Here is a 15,092-nt window from a genome sequence, read left to right on the forward strand (position 1 = left end):
CGCCCAAAAGTAGGCAAAAGGCGCCGTCTGTCCTCGGCGGACGGCCAGTCTTATCGTAGTGTTCGACGGTTTTTGTACGGGTATACGCTTCAGGGCATGGGCGTCTCCCGTTGGCAGTCGCCCTTGCAGGGTAGAAAACTGTTACCTATGTGCTTGAACTGTTCTGTTACCTATGTGGGTGAACCGTACCGAAGGCGCTTTTTGCTTCCTTTTTGGCGCAGTCAAAAAGGGAGTCGCCGGCTACGCCGGCGAAACAGCCACGACTGCCAAGAAGCCAGACCCACAATCCGGCGAAGAACCATCTTTTTAACCGTGATTTCAACGGTGCCGGCATATATTGAGACCGGATGGCCGGGGCGGACAGGGATGGGACGGTTCGCAGGCCATCCGTGCGGCACCGCCCGGCGCCAATTTCGTATCGGAGAGAGATCATGCTGATCGCCAGATGGCAGATTGATGCCCGTTTCGGGCACAAGCAGGAGGTCATCGGCCGCCTGCAACAGTGGGCGCAGGAGATTGCGCCGCAGGTCGGGCTGGTGCGCGGCCGCATGCTGACAGGATCCATCGGCGCGCTGGAAGCGACCGTGGTCCATGAGTGGGAAGTGAGCGACCTGGCCGAGCTGGACAGCGCGTGGACGCAACTCGCCAAGATTCCCGCGCATGCGCAATGGGGCCGGGACCTGGAGCCCTTCGTGGTGTCAGGCACCGCGCGCTGGGAAATCTATCGCGTGGTCTGAGACCGCGCGCGAACCCGTTTCTCCAGTCTCAATGGAGGGCCGGAGTTTTCACTCGGCGGTGGTTTCCGGCGCTTCAGGCGTGCGGCGCCGACACCGTTCAACCTGATCTGCGAGGCGCGGCCCTGACGTTTGCGGCTCAGGCCGCAGTCGGCGCGGGCCAGCCTGTCCAGCTGGCGGCACCTGAAAGCACCGTCGACCGGAGGGGTGTAGCGCTCAATGTCAGCAGACGTACAGGATCCACGCCGAACAGGTCCCGGCAGGCCTGCACGAATGCACGGCCCGAGCGCAACCCCGCGCCTGCCGCGACACGTTCCAGGCTGGCTGCCGTGCTTGCTGCGGCCGTTGCACAAGAGGCGAGCGCATAGAACGCCTGTGCCGCGCGTTGCTCGCGCACCAGTGCCTGCATTGCCTCGCCTTCGGCAAACAGGCGCGCACGCACCAGGCGCTGCGATACCTGCCAGTGCTCGCTCAGCAGCGCGGCATTCCATGCCAGCGCCGGCTGTTCGAAGACGAGCCGGGCCAGGGCGCGCGACCAGTGCTTTTCATACTGGATCGCCGCCATGCGCGGGCAGTGGCCGTCGGGTACCGCTGTCAGCGTGATCGCGCAGGGCTGCAGGCAGGTGGCCGGCAGCTCGCAGTCGAAGTGCGCGAAGGCCGGCACCACGAACGGATCGCCGGGACGTACTTCGCGGCGCGCGTTGATATCGCGCAGGCTGGCGCTGCCTCGCAACGCGTCGACCCGCACTGCGAACGGAAAGCGCAGGCGGGTGATGCGGACGTGGTTGCGGCTGACAAGCGGCATGGAAAGGCGGATGCGAGGGTGTGGCAGACGGCTACTCTCGCAGCATTCCGCGGGCGGCGCAAGCGCGCCATTGTGCCTTGTGAAACCGGAGTTACAGGTCTGACAGCCCGAAGTGACGCAGCCGTGGCAGGTCGGTCACGCGGATGCTCTGGTAGGAGAGGTTAACCATGCCCGCATCCGCCAGCCGGCGCAGCGCCTGGTTGACCCGCTGGCGCGACAGGCCCGTGAGCAGTCCGATCTCTTCCTGCGAGAGCTCCAGCACGGCGCTGGTGCGCGGGTAAAGATTCGGATGGAACAGCTGGGCAATGGCCTGCGCCACGCGCGCATCGGCGCCCAGCAGGCGGTCGTTCTGCACGGTGGCGATGAATTGCCCCATGCGCTCGTTCAGCTGCTGCACGACGAAACTTGCAAAGGGCAGGCTCTGCGCCAGCAGGGTATTGAAGACTGGCTCGGGCACCAGCAGCACGCGCGAATCGCGGATCGCGATCACGTCATAGCGGCGGTCATCGCGCTTGATCACGCTGCCCTCGCCGCACCAGCCGCCTGCCGGCACGCCGGAGAAGGTGCAGCCGCGGCCATCCGGCGTGTACACCGCCAGCTTGATAAGGCCGGCGTCGACGCCGATCCAGTAGCGCGACGGTTCTCCGCGCCGTGCGATGAAGGCGCCGGCGGTGAATGCCTGCAGCAGGGTTTCGCGTGCGGCCAGCGCCTGGTGTTCCTGCGCCAGCGCGTTGTACCAGGCATGCCCGGCGAGCAGCGACTCAGAAGATGGCATCGAGGCTTCGGTCATGGTGGTACGCGAGCGTGTAAGAAAGCTGTAAGCCTTGTGTGGCGCGGGTTTGCGGGAGGTTTGTCATCCGGACGACAGTGCCCGGGCGTGTGCGATGATAGCCTTGTGCGATAAAAAAAGTAACAGCGACCCCGGTGCCGGATTTCGCAGCCTGGCTGCGGTCAATCCCTCGCAATACACAGCCATACAGCTGCCAGCGTGCCATCCATGTTCGACAGCTGCGCGGCGATTCAAGCGGAGACTCAAGCAATGCCAACCGATTTCGACAGCGGCCTGGCCCGTAACGCGGCCAACTTCGTACCGCTCACACCCATCGATTTTCTCGTCCGTGCCGCCGAGGTGTATGGCGACCGGCTGGCCATCGTGCATGGCCCGGTGCGCCAGAACTGGCGCGACACCTGCACGCGGGCGCGCCGGCTGGCCAGCGCGCTGGCGCGTGCCGGGGTCGGCAAGGGCGACACAGTGGCGGCGCTGCTGCCCAATACGCCGGCCATGGTCGAAGCGCATTTCGGCGTGCCGATGGCTGGGGCGGTGCTCAATGCGCTCAATATCCGGCTCGACGCCGCGAACCTGGTGTTCATGCTGCGCCATGGCGAGGCCCGCGTGCTGCTGGCCGATACCGAGTTTGCCGACCTGGCGCGGCAGATGGCGCTGGAAATCCCCGGCCTGAAGGTGATTGCGGTGGAAGATCCGCTGGGTCCGCAGGCGGATCCCTTTGGCGACACCAACTACGAGTCATTCCTGGCTTCGGGCGATCCGGAATACGCGTGGCAGCTGCCCGCCGACGAGTGGGATGCCATTGCGCTTAACTACACGTCGGGCACCACCGGCGACCCGAAGGGCGTGGTCTATCACCATCGCGGGGCGGCGATCAATGCGGTGTCGAACATCCTGGAATGGGACCTGCCCAAGCATCCCGTCTACCTGTGGACGCTGCCGATGTTCCACTGCAACGGCTGGTGCTTCCCCTGGACCATCGCGGCACGCGCGGGCGTAAACGTGTGCCTGCGCAAGTTCGAGCCCCGGCTGGTCTTTGACCTGATGCGCGACGAAGGCGTGACCCACTACTGCGCAGCGCCCATCGTGCATACGGCCCTGGTCAATGCGCCGGCGTCGTGGCGCGAAGGCGTGCGCGGTCCGGTGCGCGGCATGGTGGCCGGCGCGCCGCCGCCGGCAGCGGTGCTGGCGCAGATGGAGGCGATGGGCTTCGACCTGACGCATGTCTACGGCCTGACCGAGGTCTACGGCCCGGCCGCTGTCTGCGCGGAGCAGGATGACTGGAGCACGATGTCGGAGCAGGACCGTGCCACCAAAAAGGCGCGCCAGGGCGTGCGTTACCACCTGCAGTCGCAGGTTGCCGTGCTCGATCCGGACTCCATGCAGCCGGTGCCGGCCGATGGCGAGACCATCGGCGAGATCATGTTCCGCGGCAACATCTGCATGAAAGGCTACCTCAAGAACGAGAAGGCCACGCGCGAAGCCTTTGCAGGCGGCTGGTTCCATACCGGCGACCTGGGCGTCTGCATGCCGGACGGCTATATCAAGATCAAGGACCGCAGCAAGGACATCATCATCTCCGGCGGCGAGAACATCTCGAGCGTGGAAGTGGAAGATGCGCTCTACCGCCATCCGGCCGTGCTGGCGGCCGCAGTGGTGGCGCAGCCCGATGCAAAGTGGGGCGAGACGCCGTGCGCATTCGTGGAGCTGAAGGAGGGCGCCAGCGCCACGGCCGAGGAGCTGATCGCGCATTGCCGCACGCTGCTGGCCGGCTTCAAGGTGCCCAAGTCGGTGTATTTCGGCCCGCTGCCGAAGACCTCGACCGGCAAGATCCAGAAGTTCGAGCTGCGCCGCAAGGTCAAGTCGGATACGGCGATCGATGTCTGAGGGAGCGCCTGCGGTCTACACTCGATAGATCGCAGGCCTCCTCAGGTGCGCGCCGATCATGGACTCCATGCCTCTGTGGCAGCTATTGCTGCACTTCGACCAGCATCTCGGCGCCGCCATCGCGCACTACGGCCCGCTGGTCTACGCCATGCTGTTTGCCGTGGTGTTTGCCGAGATCGGCGTGCTGCCCCTGTTCTTCCTGCCGGGCGATCCGTTGCTGTTTATCTGCGGCGCGTTCTGCGCGTCGGGCTACCTCAACCTGTGGGTGCTGATGCCATTGCTGTTCGCGGCGGCGCTGGGCGGCAGCCTGCTGAACTACGGCGTGGGCCGTGCCATCGGGGCGAAAGTGCTGAACGCGCGTTCGCGCTGGGTCGACCAGGCGGCGCTGCAGCGCACGCACCAGTTCTATGCCGAGCATGGCGACGTGACCTTCCTGCTTTCGCCGTTCATTGCCGTGGTGCGCACCTTCGCGCCATTCGTTGGCGGCATTGCGGGCATGGGCGCAGCGCGCTTTACGCTGGCGACGGCGGCCGGAGCGCTGCTCTGGTCGGTTTCACTGCCGCTGCTGGGGTACTTCTTCGGCAATGTGCCGCAGGTGCGCGACCACATGGGTGCGATCGTGCTGTCGGGGATCGTGCTCGGCGTGGGGGCGCTGGTCGCCACGAGTGTGTGGCGCAGGCTGCGGGCGCGGGTCGGGAGGTAGCTGGCGGCGGACTTGCCGCTACGCGGCGTCTTCTGCTTCGTGCTGGTCGGCGATGAGATTGTCGATGGCTTCACGGCCCCAGGCGATGCCGGCACGGGCGGCGTCGCCAGCGCACGCAAAGCGGCCGCCCGTGCCCGGATACTGCACAGGCAGTTGCCTGCCCTGCTGCCAGACACCCGCGCGCAATGTCCACCAGCCATCATGCTGGCTGCCATAGCGCAGCGCGACCACATGGATGCGGTGGCCGCGATAGGTCACATCTTCTTCATGCGAGCCGCTGGGCATAGGCGCTCCGCCTCGTTAGCACGGCACACGAGAATCAGCGCAGGCGCGCGCCCGAGGGGCCATGCCTGTGCCATTCCTGCGCGATGTCCGGAAATACCTCGCATTCTCCGCGGACGATATTCTCAATGGTCGCGCATACGCCTGCCGTGCCGCGCGGGCCTACGCAGACCAGGCTGCGGGGATGGTCCGTATGCTGCGGTATGGCGTACACGTGCATGCCCTCCTGGAACAGAGGGTGCTTTTCCAGGCGTTCGTTCATCAACTCGACAAAACGCTGGGGACTGACAACCGGCTTGTCCATTGCATGCTCCCGAGACCTTGCCTGCCGCTTGTCGCTGAATCGCGAGCTGGCTGGCGCGTATGCCAGTAAAGGCCAGGAATATGTCAGGCAGGTGGCAGGAGCCCCGGTCTGGTGCCGGGGTGGCCGGAGGGAATCGTGGGCAATACATCACCCGCGTTGCCACTGCCAACGCTTTCAGACTAGGCGATCCGGCGCGGGCTGCAAAGCCGCCAGTCAAATCCGGCGGGCTCAGGTGGCGCGCACTTCGCCTGCGGCGCGAGGCCCGTTCAGGATGCTGTTACCGGTAAGCCAGCATGCGGCCTCGGCTTCCGCATGCGATGCATACATGGAAGTGGCTTCGACGGTGCAGTCTTCATCAGCACATCCACAGAGCTCTTCCATGACGATGCGCCAGGTGTACAGGCCAGGCCCATATTCCAGGACCTGAAGCACCAGGGTACGGTGGTCGTCGGTAAGCGTGAGCGAGTGGCCAGACATGGCAATCTCCCTTGGCGCGGGGTGCAACCATTTGATGCTAGCAACTTGGAGGCGCCAATGCCATGACAGATTTTCAGCAGCGGCACGAGCGGAACTTGCGGTGCGGCTTTCGCCGCCGCCGTATTTCCAGTATCTTTTGCGCCGTGGCGCCGCATGGCGCCTGCCTTTTGTGACCGACATGCCTATCTCGCCCCAGCTCAAGGAACGGGTCGCCGCCCTGACCGCCCACTACGATGCCACCGTCCTGCCACTCTGGACCGCAAGCGGCTGGAACGCCGGCATGCTGCTGCCGTATGAAGCGCTCGACGGCGCCACCGCCGCGCCGCTGCCGCCGGCACGCTACCGGGCCATGGCCTGCGCGCGCCAGTTGTATGTGTTCTCGACGGCCGGGCAGCATGCGCACGCCGATACGCTGTTCGGATCGCTGCAGGCGTACTTCGGCAACGGCGAAGGCGGCTGGATCTACAGTGTCGATGCCAATGGCTCGCCGCTCGACGCCACGCGCGATCTCTACACGCATGCCTTCGTCATCTTTGCCTGCGCTACCTACCATGCGCGGCGTGGCAACCCCGACGCGCTGGAAGTGCTGGACGAAACCGTCGATATCGTGGAAGACCGCTTTGCGGACGGCAACGGTCTTTACCATGCCGCGCTCACCGAGCATTTCCGGGAGAAGGGTGCAGGCGTGCTGCAGAACCCGGTGATGCACCTGGCCGAGGCCTACCTGGCCGCCCTCGATGCTACCGGGGATGAATGGTATGCCGAGCGGCTGCGCGAGATCGCCATGGCCGTCCATGAACGCTTTGTCGATCCCGCCAGCGGATGCATTGCGGAACTGCCGCAAGGCAGCGCAGGCAACCGCATCGAGCCGGGCCATCAGTTCGAATGGTTTTCGCTGCTGGCCGGCAAGCAGGACCTGTTCAGCGACCTGCCGCTGGCCGGGGCCTTGCGCACTGCATTCGACTTCGCGCGCCGGCATGGCGTGGCGGCCGACACGCTGGGTGTGAGCGCGGCACTGGATGCCGGTGGTGCGCTGCTCGACGGTACGCAGCGCATCTGGGCCCAGACGGAATTCGCCCGCGCGCTGGCACTGCATGGCGAAGCGGAGTCGCTGGCCACGCTGGAAACATGGGCGCAGCAGTTCCGTGGCCGGTTCCTGGATGCCAAGGGCTGGCACGAGTGCGTGGCGCCTTCCGGGGCAGTGGTGCGCGCGGAAATGCCGTCAACCTCCCCCTATCATCTGGCAACGTCGTATCTTGCGCTGGCTTCGCTGGCTGGCGTGGACTGGCCTGCCCGGCCCGCTTAATCATCCGGCCGGGAGGCGCGCAGGTCGCTTTTCTGCAGCAGGCGCAGCAGCGTTTCCGCGGGCCGGCTCAGGCGCCGGGCCGACAGCGAGATGAATTCGACTTCCGGCAATGCCGGCAGGCTCGCACTGTTGACGGGCGGCGCGAGCCCGCGTCCCGACAGGTATTGCGCCCGCACCGTCAGCCCCAGTCCGCCGCGCGCCGCGGCAATACAGCCCGAGTGACTGCTGCTGCTGCAGACGATCTGCCAGCGGCAGCCCGCCTTGGCGAGCGTGTCGAGCACCACTGAGCGCGTCACGCTGGGCTCATGCACCAGGATCAGCGGCAGTGGCTGCTTCAGGTCCACCACCGTCCCCGGCCGTGCCAGCCATTCCAGCTGGCCGCGAAACAGCGGCACGCCGCGGCGGTCCCCTTCGCGGCGCTTGCCGATCATCAGGTCGAGCGCGCCGGCATCCATCAGTTCGTACAGCTTGCCGGTCATGCCGATGGTGATTTCCATCTCCACATCGGGGTGCGAGTTGCGGAAGGCGGCTAGGACATTGGACAGCGGCCCCTGCGCCAGGTCGTCCGACGTGCCCAGCCGTACGCGCCCCTGCAGGCGCGGTGCATTGAACTGCGACTCGGCACGCCCGATGGCTTCGAGGATCAGCCGCGCGTGCACCAGCAGGGCCTCGCCATCGGGCGTCATCGCCAGCGAATGGGTGTCGCGCGTGAACAGCCGGCGCCCCACGCTCTGTTCCAGGCGGCGGATGTGGTCGCTGACGCTTGACTGCGACAGCCCGAGCTGACGCCCGGCGTCCGTGAAGCTGCGCGCGGTGGCCACGGTGGCGAAGGTCTGGATCCAGACAGGATTGAGCATGCGGTGATTGTCATCGGTAAGTCCGATCACAGTCAATGTCTGCAGCGGGGTTCACGATAGGCTTCGGCCTGACTATCATCGGCATCAGTTCCTCATGCTCCGGGCGCGACAGGCACCGCGGAGCCAGCGAGGGGCACCGACTCGCCCCACGAGAATGATCGACCGATGACTCAAGCTTCTCCGTCCCAGTCACAGAAGCCCTTGCTGTGGATCGTCGCCGCAGGCTTCTTCATGCAGACGCTGGACACCACCATCGTCAATACGGCCTTGCCGTCGATGGCGCACAGCCTCAATGAAAAGCCGCTCAACCTGCAGCCCGTGGTGGTTGCCTACACGCTGACGATGGCCATGCTGACGCCGGCGTCGGGCTGGCTGGCGGACCGCTTCGGCACGCGCCGCGTGTACTTCAGCGCCATCCTGATCTTCGTGCTGGGTTCGCTGTTCTGCGCGGGCGCGCACACGCTGCCGCAACTGGTGGTGGCGCGGGTGGTGCAGGGCGTGGGTGGCTCGATGCTGCTGCCGATTGGCCGCCTGGCGGTGTTGCGCAATGTTTCGAGAGAGCAGTACATCGCGGCGCTGGCCTTCGTCTCCGTCGCGGGGCAGGTCGGGCCGATCTTCGGACCCGTGCTCGGCGGCTGGCTGGTGCAGCAGGTGTCGTGGCACTGGATCTTCCTGATCAATGTGCCGGTCGGGATGGTGGGCCTGTTCGCCGTGCAGCGCTATTTGCCGGCGGGCGATACCAGCGGGGCACCGCCGTTCGACTGGATCGGCTGCGGCCTGCTGTCGCTGTGCATGGTCGCATTCTCGCTCGCGCTCGACGCGCCGATCCAGACCAGCCACCCGGGCTGGAGCGGGGCGCTGCTGGCAGCAAGCCTGGCGGCAGTGCTGCTCTATATTCCACATGCACGCCACAGCCGAGCGCCGCTGTTCCGGCTTGCGCTGTTTCGCGAGCCCAACTTCAGCGTGGGGCTGGCCGGCAACCTGGTCTGCCGGATCGGTTCGGGCGCAGTGCCGTTCCTGTTGCCGCTGCTGATGCAGCTGCAGCTCGGCTACTCGCCGTTTCATTCCGGGCTGATGCTGCTGCCGGCCGCACTGGCCGGCACGGTGGCCAAGCGGTGGATTGTGCCGCTGGTGGGCCGCTACGGCTACGGCAACTTCCTGCTGGTGAATACCTTGCTGGTGGGGGCATCGATCGCATCGTTTTCCGCGATGTCGCCTGGCTGGCCGCTGGCCTTGTCGGTCATTCAGCTGGCACTGTTCGGCGCCACCAACTCGATGCAGTTCGCCGCGATGAACGGCGTGACGCTCCAGGGCCTGAGCGTGGAAGACGCCGGCAGCGGCAACAGCCTGTTCTCGATGGTGCAGATGCTGGCGATCGGGCTTGGTGTGACAATCGGTGGCGGGCTGGTGACGCTGTTCTCGGGGCACCTCGGTACGGCAGGCACGGCCTTCCGCCTGGCGTTCCTCTGCGTTGGCGTCATCACCTTGCTGTCGGCACTGGTGTTCCGCCAGCTGGATATGGAAGAGCTGGGCAAGGGACGGCGGGCAACGGCAGCATAGCCCATTTGGCGTGAATGCTTCCCGGAGCATTTGCAATTCCTTGCAGTCGCGATTCGCCGCTGCCACTAGACTCGATCCGCGCGCCGGCCTGCTTCGTTCTCTTCTTAACCACTTGGTCGTCGTTAATGAAGTTGCGGGCCGGCGCGCACCTGCGCGCCGGTGCCCGTTCAGCGTCGGACGGTGCTTACGGATGCCTGCTGCGCCGGCTGTGAGTTGGTGTCCGCATGCATGGCGGCACTACCTGGAGACACCACTCGCACAGCCATCTGCCTGACCTTGATGGCGGCCTGTGTTTCGGTGTGTTCATTCAGGATCAGGCACAGCAGCGTCAGCAGCGCTGCCGCGATCATGCTCAGTGCGATCCAGGCCAGGCACTGCTTGCGTTCCATTATCGGGGGGGAGGGGGCGTCGATGATGTGCGCAGTTTAGGCGCCCCGGCGAAAATCAATTGTGAACCTTTGCAAAGACACGTGGCGTGCCTGCTACTCGGTCACGCCGCTCTCTCGCAGCAGCCGTTCGCACTCATCCAGCATGTCGTGCGCAAAGGCTGACTGATAGTTGGGGTCGAGCGCTTCCATCATTTCGTGCGCGGCGTACAGGCCGGCTTCACGCGACAGCGTGTCGGCCAGCTGGCGAGCAAACTGGTCGCTCAGTTCAGACAGCAAGCGGCGCTCGGACAGCGCCAGCTGCAGTTGCGAGCGCGACAGCCACATCCCGGCAAGGGTAGCGCCCTGTGCATCGGTCATCCACTGGCGATGCTCGTAGTAGGCGGAGAGCCGCTCGGCCGTCAGCGCGAACAGGAGTGCCTTGCGGGTGTTGAAATCGATCTTGAGGAACGGGACGGGGGCGGGTTTCATGCTTGTGTCTACGGCGGGAAGGCAGGGCGCGAGCCTACCACGAGCGATGGTTAGAACCCATTTCATAATGAAGAAGGGGACGCGTTCAAGCCAGGCGCGGCGCAGGCTAGGCGCGGGCCGCCGGCCTTGGTCATTCCAAGGTCAAGGCCCGTAACAACGCATGCGCCGCGCCTGGCTTGAACCCGCAGGGAAGGCTGCTGCCGGGCCGCATGGCGTTGTTGTGGCCTCCTTGCGTGGAATAACCACGCGGCGTCGGTCACGCCTAGCCCTGCGGCCCGGCAGCAGCCTTCGCGCCCCTTCTTCATTATGAAATGGGTTCTTAGCCGCCGATCTGCGCAAATCGCCTGCCAAGCCATGCGCCGATAGCGGCGATCTCTTCCAGGCAGACCGAATGCGGCATGCGATAGGTGTGCCATTCGACCGGAACCTGGCGGGCGAGCAGGAAGTCCCGCGCCTGTTCGCCGAGCTGGAGCGGCACGATATCGTCCTCCACACCATGCGCGGCGAATACCGGGATGGCCGCGTTGGCCGCGGTGGCTTCGGCCGCCAGCGATGCGGGTGCCGGAATATAGGTGGACAGCGCGACGATGCCGGCGAGCGTTTCGGGATGCGTCAGTCCGGTGGTGTAGGCGATCGCGCCGCCCTGCGAAAAGCCCGCGAGCACGATATGGCTGGCCGGAACGCCGCGTGCATTTTCCCGTGCGATCAGCGCGCGGATGGCGTCGCGCGAAGCACGGATGCCGGCTTCGTCGGCGCGGCGTCCCGCTTCATCCAATGAATAGATGTCATACCAGGCAGGCATGACATAGCCGCCGTTGCAGGTGACCGGGATGGCCGGGGCGTTCGGAAAGATGAAGCGCACGCCCGGCGCCCTGGCAAGGCCCAGTTCGGGCACCACCGGAACGAAGTCGTTGCCGTCGGCGCCCAGCCCGTGCATCCAGATAACGGAGAACGCTGGGTTTGGCGCGGTTTCGATCTCGATCGCGGGCAGCAGTTCGCTCATCTGGCCTGTTCCTGTGGGACGATGCACGTGAAGCCGCGGAACGCGGCAGGCACGGCGAGTATCGCACAGGTCGGCCGCAGGGCCGGCGCCGGCTGCCCGGCGCTGCCTCAGGCAGCGGAGGGCACGATCGGAACCGTGGTCAGTCCTGGCGCGGCACGCGGCGCGGAGGCGGGAATCTCGTAGGCCGCCGGCGCGGTAGCCCGACGCTTGTCCACCACGTCCTCGACGCCTTTTGCAGCCACGTCTTCCAGGAACGCGACCATGTCGCGGTAGTAAGCGACCTGCATCTGGGATTCGAGCAGGCGGCGTTCGGCCTGGAATAGCGTCAGCCTCATGTCTTGCAGTTCCCTTTCGGCGATCTTCTCCGGGGTCGGCGGACTGAACAAGTTTGCGAACCAACGCATGGCAGTACCTCCAGTGCTGTCAACAGCGGGAATTCGTTGCTCTTGCCATGTGAACCAATATAGTCAAGAAATCGGCGAAAGACCCCTCGGCTGTGTGTCCGTGGCGTCTCGCCCACAGGGATGATTGCCGTTCGGCGGAGATTGCGGTAGATACCGGATCCCTTGCCGTCACTCCATCGAACGCATGATGCGCGCCCCATATTTCAGGTGGATTACGGCGATTCCGCAGCAGCCCCTCCCGCCTGCAGAAACGCAATCACCGGCTTCCAGAACGACTCGATATGCTCGGGCAGGGTGGCTGCATCGTGCGGCAGTCCGTCCAGCACCACGAACTCCCGCAGAGGCGTTGCTGCCTTTGCCAGGCGCTCTGCGTGGGAGAGCGGCAATACCTCGTCGGCACGGCTGTGGACGATCAGCAACGACAGCGCGAGGCGGCTTACGCGCGAGGCGTTGTTCCAGGGATCGGGCAGCATCCACGCGATCCATGCAGGCACTCGCCCGGTCTGCACCGCGGCCGCCCGCGCGGAACTGAAGCCTGACGTGATGACCATGCCATCGGGCACCGGACGCAGCTGGCGCGCGATGTCCAGCAGCACGCCGGAGCCAAGCGAGTGTCCGAGCACGTAGCGGCGCGTGGCGTGCGGCGTGGCAGCGAGGAATTTGCCATAGGCCGTCAGCGCGTCCTGGCGAAGATTGCGCACCGTGGGGCGGCCGCTGCTTGCACCGTAGCCGCTGTAGTCAAAGACAAAGGTCGAGATCCCTGCATGCGCCAGCAAGGCCTGCACCGGCGCCCAGTCGGACAGGCATTCGTCGTCGCCATGGAAGACGATCACCGCTGGGCCGGCGGGCTGCGCGGCTTCCGCAAACGCCGCTTGCAGCAGCCGGTCGCCGCTGGTGAACGTGGTGCGGTGAAGCTCTGCCGCAGTTGCTTCCGGTGCCGGCGGATCAGTGTGTGTGACGAAGGCGCTGCGCTCCAGCGCCCGGAAAAGCACATGGCGTCCGAGGCCCGCCAGCAAGGCAAAGCCCGCCGCGCCGGCTATCCAGCGTGGCATCCTGCTTTCAGCGGAGTGGGGCGATGGCATGGGCAGGGCGCATTGACGTGAAAGGGAAATTTTCTCAAGGCTAGCAGCAACCACGGCTGGGAGACAGATTTCGCGTGCATCCGGAGGCATGGCGAAGAAAAGTTCCGTGCCGTGGATTCATGTATTTTCTTTTGGAATCAGTAAGTTATGAGAAAAATCGCCCTCTCTGCAGCTGAGGCCAGAAGAATTTCCTTGACTGTCTACCTAGTAGTAGATAGTATTTGACTCATGGACGCGCTGCTCCACCGGCAAACGAAGCAGGAAGCCGACAGACAGCAGGACCATTGCAATACCGGAGGCGGTCTTTTTTTTGGCCCAGTTATCTATCTACTAGTAGATAACTTCACCAAAAGCGACTTGCCAGCAGCAACTGATACCGATCCAAGCGATCCCGAAACATCGCCCAATTAGGAGCTCATCATGACCAAGTTCGCCAAGACCCTGATCACCGCCACCACCCTTGCCGCCGCCTTCGCCGGTGGTGCTGCCCAGGCCGGCACGGTGCCCGCCGACAAGTACGGCTACGAATTCCGCGTGGGCAAGACCGACGCCTTCACCGACGGTGCGCGCACCGGCAAGTTCGACCCGTTCACCGAAGGCGCCCGCGTTGGCAAGACCGACCCGTACACCGACGGCGCCCGCACGGTCGCCGGCCTGGATCGCAGCGGTGTGTCGTCGGAGCCGGCCCGCAAGGTCGACCCGTACACCGACGGCGCCAAGATCGGCAAGTTCGACCCGTACACCGACGGTGCCCGCACGGTCGCCGGCCTGGACCGCAGCGGTGTGTCGTCGGCACCGGCCCGCAGCTTCGACCCGTACACCGACGGCGCCAAGATCGGCAAGTTCGACCCGTACACCGACGGTGCGCTTGCCTGAACGCCAACCGGCCATAGGGCCGGCGGCATCTAACCCACGGTAGGCGGAGTCCCATGGAAGGACTCCGTTGCCGCAATTGGAGTCCATCATGAGTTTGCGTGACAGTGTTCTGCTTCTGGGCGGATGGGTGCTGCTGTGCGTGACGAGTGGCTCGATGATCACCTTCGCCGCACAGGTTTTGCCCGGCTGAGCGCCGCTTCCATCACTATTGGAGGCGGTGCTGAATTCGCGCCCCGGCGCTAGGGATTACCCCAGCGCCGGTGCATTGTCCCTTGAGTGTCTATCTTCAGGTAGATAAACTCACGCTATGAAAACGCAATCCGTTCGCGAGCAACTGCTCGAGCACACACTGGTGCTGATTCGCCGTCGGGGCTTCAACGGCTTCAGTTACCGCGACCTGGCCGAACTGGTCGGGGTCAAGACCTCGAGCATCCACTATTACTTCCCGTCCAAGGACGACCTTGTACTGGAGGCGGTGAAGGAATACAGCGCAAGGCTGTCGGAGCGCATGCGCGGCATCGACACGACCCTGCCTGTCACGGAGCAGGCGGCCATCTACCTGGCGCCGTTCCGTGCCAGCTGCGGGTCTGACCAGATCTGCCTGTGCGGGATGCTGTCGGCCGAGACGCTGTGCCTGCCGGAATCGGTCCACAAGCTGCTGCAGGGCTTCTTCCTGCTCAATGAGAAGTGGCTGACCGGATTGCTGGAACGTGCCCAGCCGCACCGGAAGGTGCCGTTCCCGGTGCCGCCCGCGCAACTGTCGCAGGTCATCTTCGGCGCACTGCAAAGCGGCCTGATCGCGGCGCGCCTGTTCGGCACGCCAGACCGTGTTGAAGCGGCTGCGGATACGCTGATGGCGGCCGTCGCCGGCTGATTGCCCGGATTCAGCGCCGTATTCTGAACCGCCATGCGGCGTAAGCTGCATGGCGGTTCTGCTTTTCAGCTGCCCCGGAATGCTGTTTCCTGCCGGGCCTGCGAAGTTTGCTGACAGGAATTTCCTTATTTATCAGGCAATTGCGTTGACCCTGGCTGGAACCTATCGGCTCGATAGAAAAGAATTTCCTTGACTATCTACCTAGTAGTAGATAGTATTTGACTCATGGACGCGCTGCTCCACCGGCAAACGAAGCAGGAAGCCGACAGACAGCAGGACCATTGCAATACCGGA

At 64.9% G+C, this 15,092-nt stretch carries 19 protein-coding genes; 8 read left to right on the forward strand and 11 right to left on the reverse strand.

The window, feature by feature from the left end; genetic code table 11:
* The first annotated feature begins 431 nt into the window (after positions 1 to 431).
* Complete coding sequence (locus tag RM96_RS26500; RefSeq protein ID WP_039014715.1) at positions 432 to 737, forward strand: hypothetical protein; 306 nt, start codon at positions 432 to 434, stop codon at positions 735 to 737.
* A 136-nt stretch (positions 738 to 873) separates the two neighbouring features.
* Here the strand turns inward: RM96_RS26500 and RM96_RS26505 are convergent, their stop codons facing one another.
* Positions 874 to 1,539 carry a hypothetical protein gene (locus tag RM96_RS26505; RefSeq protein ID WP_039014716.1) on the reverse strand — a complete coding sequence of 222 codons (666 nt, stop codon included), beginning with the start codon at positions 1,537 to 1,539 and terminating at the stop codon, positions 874 to 876.
* 91 nt (positions 1,540 to 1,630) lie between these two features.
* On the reverse strand, positions 1,631 to 2,314 hold the full coding sequence (locus tag RM96_RS26510; protein ID WP_443112276.1) for a Crp/Fnr family transcriptional regulator: 684 nt from the start codon (positions 2,312 to 2,314) through the stop codon (positions 1,631 to 1,633).
* A 264-nt stretch (positions 2,315 to 2,578) separates the two neighbouring features.
* On the opposite strand from RM96_RS26510, the gene RM96_RS26515 reads away from it, so the two are divergent.
* Together RM96_RS26515 and RM96_RS26520 are read left to right on the forward strand one after the other, a co-directional pair.
* Positions 2,579 to 4,213, forward strand: a complete 1,635-nt coding sequence (locus RM96_RS26515; RefSeq protein WP_039014718.1) for an acyl-CoA synthetase — start codon at positions 2,579 to 2,581, stop codon at positions 4,211 to 4,213.
* A 58-nt stretch (positions 4,214 to 4,271) separates the two neighbouring features.
* Positions 4,272 to 4,916, forward strand: coding sequence for a VTT domain-containing protein (locus RM96_RS26520; RefSeq protein ID WP_039014719.1), 645 nt, complete (start codon positions 4,272 to 4,274; stop codon positions 4,914 to 4,916).
* A gap of 18 nt (positions 4,917 to 4,934) precedes the next feature.
* Here RM96_RS26520 and RM96_RS26525 read toward each other — a convergent pair whose 3' ends face one another.
* The 3 genes from RM96_RS26525 to RM96_RS26535 form a co-directional block, all read right to left on the reverse strand.
* Entirely contained in the window at positions 4,935 to 5,201 is a 267-nt protein-coding gene (locus RM96_RS26525; RefSeq protein WP_039014720.1) for a hypothetical protein, read from the reverse strand.
* A 34-nt stretch (positions 5,202 to 5,235) separates the two neighbouring features.
* Entirely contained in the window at positions 5,236 to 5,502 is a 267-nt protein-coding gene (locus tag RM96_RS26530) for a hypothetical protein (RefSeq protein WP_039014721.1), read from the reverse strand.
* A 228-nt stretch (positions 5,503 to 5,730) separates the two neighbouring features.
* Positions 5,731 to 5,979 carry a hypothetical protein gene (locus RM96_RS26535; protein ID WP_039014722.1) on the reverse strand — a complete coding sequence of 83 codons (249 nt, stop codon included), beginning with the start codon at positions 5,977 to 5,979 and terminating at the stop codon, positions 5,731 to 5,733.
* A gap of 178 nt (positions 5,980 to 6,157) precedes the next feature.
* On the opposite strand from RM96_RS26535, the gene RM96_RS26540 reads away from it, so the two are divergent.
* Positions 6,158 to 7,285: an AGE family epimerase/isomerase gene (locus tag RM96_RS26540; protein WP_039014731.1), complete on the forward strand. Its 1,128-nt coding sequence runs from the start codon at positions 6,158 to 6,160 to the stop codon at positions 7,283 to 7,285.
* On the opposite strand, the gene RM96_RS26545 is transcribed toward RM96_RS26540, so the two are convergent.
* Complete coding sequence (locus RM96_RS26545) at positions 7,282 to 8,142, reverse strand: LysR family transcriptional regulator (RefSeq protein WP_039014732.1); 861 nt, start codon at positions 8,140 to 8,142, stop codon at positions 7,282 to 7,284. The genes RM96_RS26540 and RM96_RS26545 overlap by 4 nt on opposite strands.
* A 165-nt stretch (positions 8,143 to 8,307) precedes the next feature.
* On the opposite strand from RM96_RS26545, the gene mdtD reads away from it, so the two are divergent.
* Positions 8,308 to 9,702, forward strand: a complete 1,395-nt coding sequence (gene mdtD / locus RM96_RS26550; RefSeq protein ID WP_039014723.1) for a multidrug transporter subunit MdtD — start codon at positions 8,308 to 8,310, stop codon at positions 9,700 to 9,702.
* A gap of 167 nt (positions 9,703 to 9,869) precedes the next feature.
* On the opposite strand, the gene RM96_RS26555 is transcribed toward mdtD, so the two are convergent.
* The 5 genes from RM96_RS26555 to RM96_RS26575 form a co-directional block, all read right to left on the reverse strand.
* Complete coding sequence (locus RM96_RS26555; protein WP_039014724.1) at positions 9,870 to 10,091, reverse strand: hypothetical protein; 222 nt, start codon at positions 10,089 to 10,091, stop codon at positions 9,870 to 9,872.
* Between the two features lie 93 nt (positions 10,092 to 10,184).
* Positions 10,185 to 10,559, reverse strand: coding sequence for a hypothetical protein (locus tag RM96_RS26560; protein ID WP_039014725.1), 375 nt, complete (start codon positions 10,557 to 10,559; stop codon positions 10,185 to 10,187).
* A gap of 319 nt (positions 10,560 to 10,878) precedes the next feature.
* A complete protein-coding gene (locus RM96_RS26565; RefSeq protein ID WP_039014726.1) occupies positions 10,879 to 11,562 on the reverse strand; it encodes an alpha/beta hydrolase in 684 nt (227 codons plus the stop codon).
* Between the two features lie 107 nt (positions 11,563 to 11,669).
* Positions 11,670 to 11,966, reverse strand: coding sequence for a hypothetical protein (locus RM96_RS26570; RefSeq protein WP_039014727.1), 297 nt, complete (start codon positions 11,964 to 11,966; stop codon positions 11,670 to 11,672).
* 212 nt (positions 11,967 to 12,178) lie between these two features.
* A complete protein-coding gene (locus RM96_RS26575; protein ID WP_238587420.1) occupies positions 12,179 to 13,018 on the reverse strand; it encodes an alpha/beta hydrolase in 840 nt (279 codons plus the stop codon).
* A 258-nt stretch (positions 13,019 to 13,276) separates the two neighbouring features.
* On the opposite strand from RM96_RS26575, the gene RM96_RS40240 reads away from it, so the two are divergent.
* The 3 genes from RM96_RS40240 (at position 13,277) to RM96_RS26585 (ending at position 14,798) form a co-directional block, all read left to right on the forward strand.
* Positions 13,277 to 13,459 (forward strand): hypothetical protein, encoded by a 183-nt coding sequence (locus RM96_RS40240; protein ID WP_152624215.1) that lies wholly within the window; start codon positions 13,277 to 13,279, stop codon positions 13,457 to 13,459.
* Between the two features lie 9 nt (positions 13,460 to 13,468).
* On the forward strand, positions 13,469 to 13,924 hold the full coding sequence (locus RM96_RS26580) for a hypothetical protein (protein ID WP_039014729.1): 456 nt from the start codon (positions 13,469 to 13,471) through the stop codon (positions 13,922 to 13,924).
* Positions 13,925 to 14,231: 307 nt separating this feature from the next.
* Positions 14,232 to 14,798, forward strand: coding sequence for a TetR/AcrR family transcriptional regulator (locus RM96_RS26585; RefSeq protein ID WP_039014730.1), 567 nt, complete (start codon positions 14,232 to 14,234; stop codon positions 14,796 to 14,798).
* Positions 14,799 to 15,092: the final 294 nt, after the last annotated feature.

Source organism: Cupriavidus sp. IDO, assembly GCF_000812465.1.
GTDB lineage: Bacteria > Pseudomonadota > Gammaproteobacteria > Burkholderiales > Burkholderiaceae > Cupriavidus.

Bases quoted from the DNA above. Each gene is read 5' to 3' on its own strand.
- RM96_RS40240 (WP_152624215.1), top strand. From the start codon at position 13,277: ATGGACGCGCTGCTCCACCGGCAAACGAAGCAGGAAGCCGACAGACAG.
- RM96_RS26535 (WP_039014722.1), bottom strand. From the start codon at position 5,979: ATGTCTGGCCACTCGCTCACGCTTACCGACGACCACCGTACCCTGGTG.
- RM96_RS26510 (WP_443112276.1), bottom strand. From the start codon at position 2,314: ATGCCATCTTCTGAGTCGCTGCTCGCCGGGCATGCCTGGTACAACGCG.
- RM96_RS26540 (WP_039014731.1), top strand. From the start codon at position 6,158: ATGCCTATCTCGCCCCAGCTCAAGGAACGGGTCGCCGCCCTGACCGCC.
- RM96_RS26575 (WP_238587420.1), bottom strand. From the start codon at position 13,018: ATGCCACGCTGGATAGCCGGCGCGGCGGGCTTTGCCTTGCTGGCGGGC.
- RM96_RS26545 (WP_039014732.1), bottom strand. From the start codon at position 8,142: ATGCTCAATCCTGTCTGGATCCAGACCTTCGCCACCGTGGCCACCGCG.
- RM96_RS26570 (WP_039014727.1), bottom strand. From the start codon at position 11,966: ATGCGTTGGTTCGCAAACTTGTTCAGTCCGCCGACCCCGGAGAAGATC.
- RM96_RS26515 (WP_039014718.1), top strand. From the start codon at position 2,579: ATGCCAACCGATTTCGACAGCGGCCTGGCCCGTAACGCGGCCAACTTC.
- RM96_RS26560 (WP_039014725.1), bottom strand. From the start codon at position 10,559: ATGAAACCCGCCCCCGTCCCGTTCCTCAAGATCGATTTCAACACCCGC.
- RM96_RS26555 (WP_039014724.1), bottom strand. From the start codon at position 10,091: ATGGAACGCAAGCAGTGCCTGGCCTGGATCGCACTGAGCATGATCGCG.
- RM96_RS26565 (WP_039014726.1), bottom strand. From the start codon at position 11,562: ATGAGCGAACTGCTGCCCGCGATCGAGATCGAAACCGCGCCAAACCCA.
- RM96_RS26520 (WP_039014719.1), top strand. From the start codon at position 4,272: ATGGACTCCATGCCTCTGTGGCAGCTATTGCTGCACTTCGACCAGCAT.
- RM96_RS26505 (WP_039014716.1), bottom strand. From the start codon at position 1,539: ATGCCGCTTGTCAGCCGCAACCACGTCCGCATCACCCGCCTGCGCTTT.
- RM96_RS26530 (WP_039014721.1), bottom strand. From the start codon at position 5,502: ATGGACAAGCCGGTTGTCAGTCCCCAGCGTTTTGTCGAGTTGATGAAC.
- RM96_RS26500 (WP_039014715.1), top strand. From the start codon at position 432: ATGCTGATCGCCAGATGGCAGATTGATGCCCGTTTCGGGCACAAGCAG.
- RM96_RS26525 (WP_039014720.1), bottom strand. From the start codon at position 5,201: ATGCCCAGCGGCTCGCATGAAGAAGATGTGACCTATCGCGGCCACCGC.
- RM96_RS26585 (WP_039014730.1), top strand. From the start codon at position 14,232: ATGAAAACGCAATCCGTTCGCGAGCAACTGCTCGAGCACACACTGGTG.
- mdtD (WP_039014723.1), top strand. From the start codon at position 8,308: ATGACTCAAGCTTCTCCGTCCCAGTCACAGAAGCCCTTGCTGTGGATC.
- RM96_RS26580 (WP_039014729.1), top strand. From the start codon at position 13,469: ATGACCAAGTTCGCCAAGACCCTGATCACCGCCACCACCCTTGCCGCC.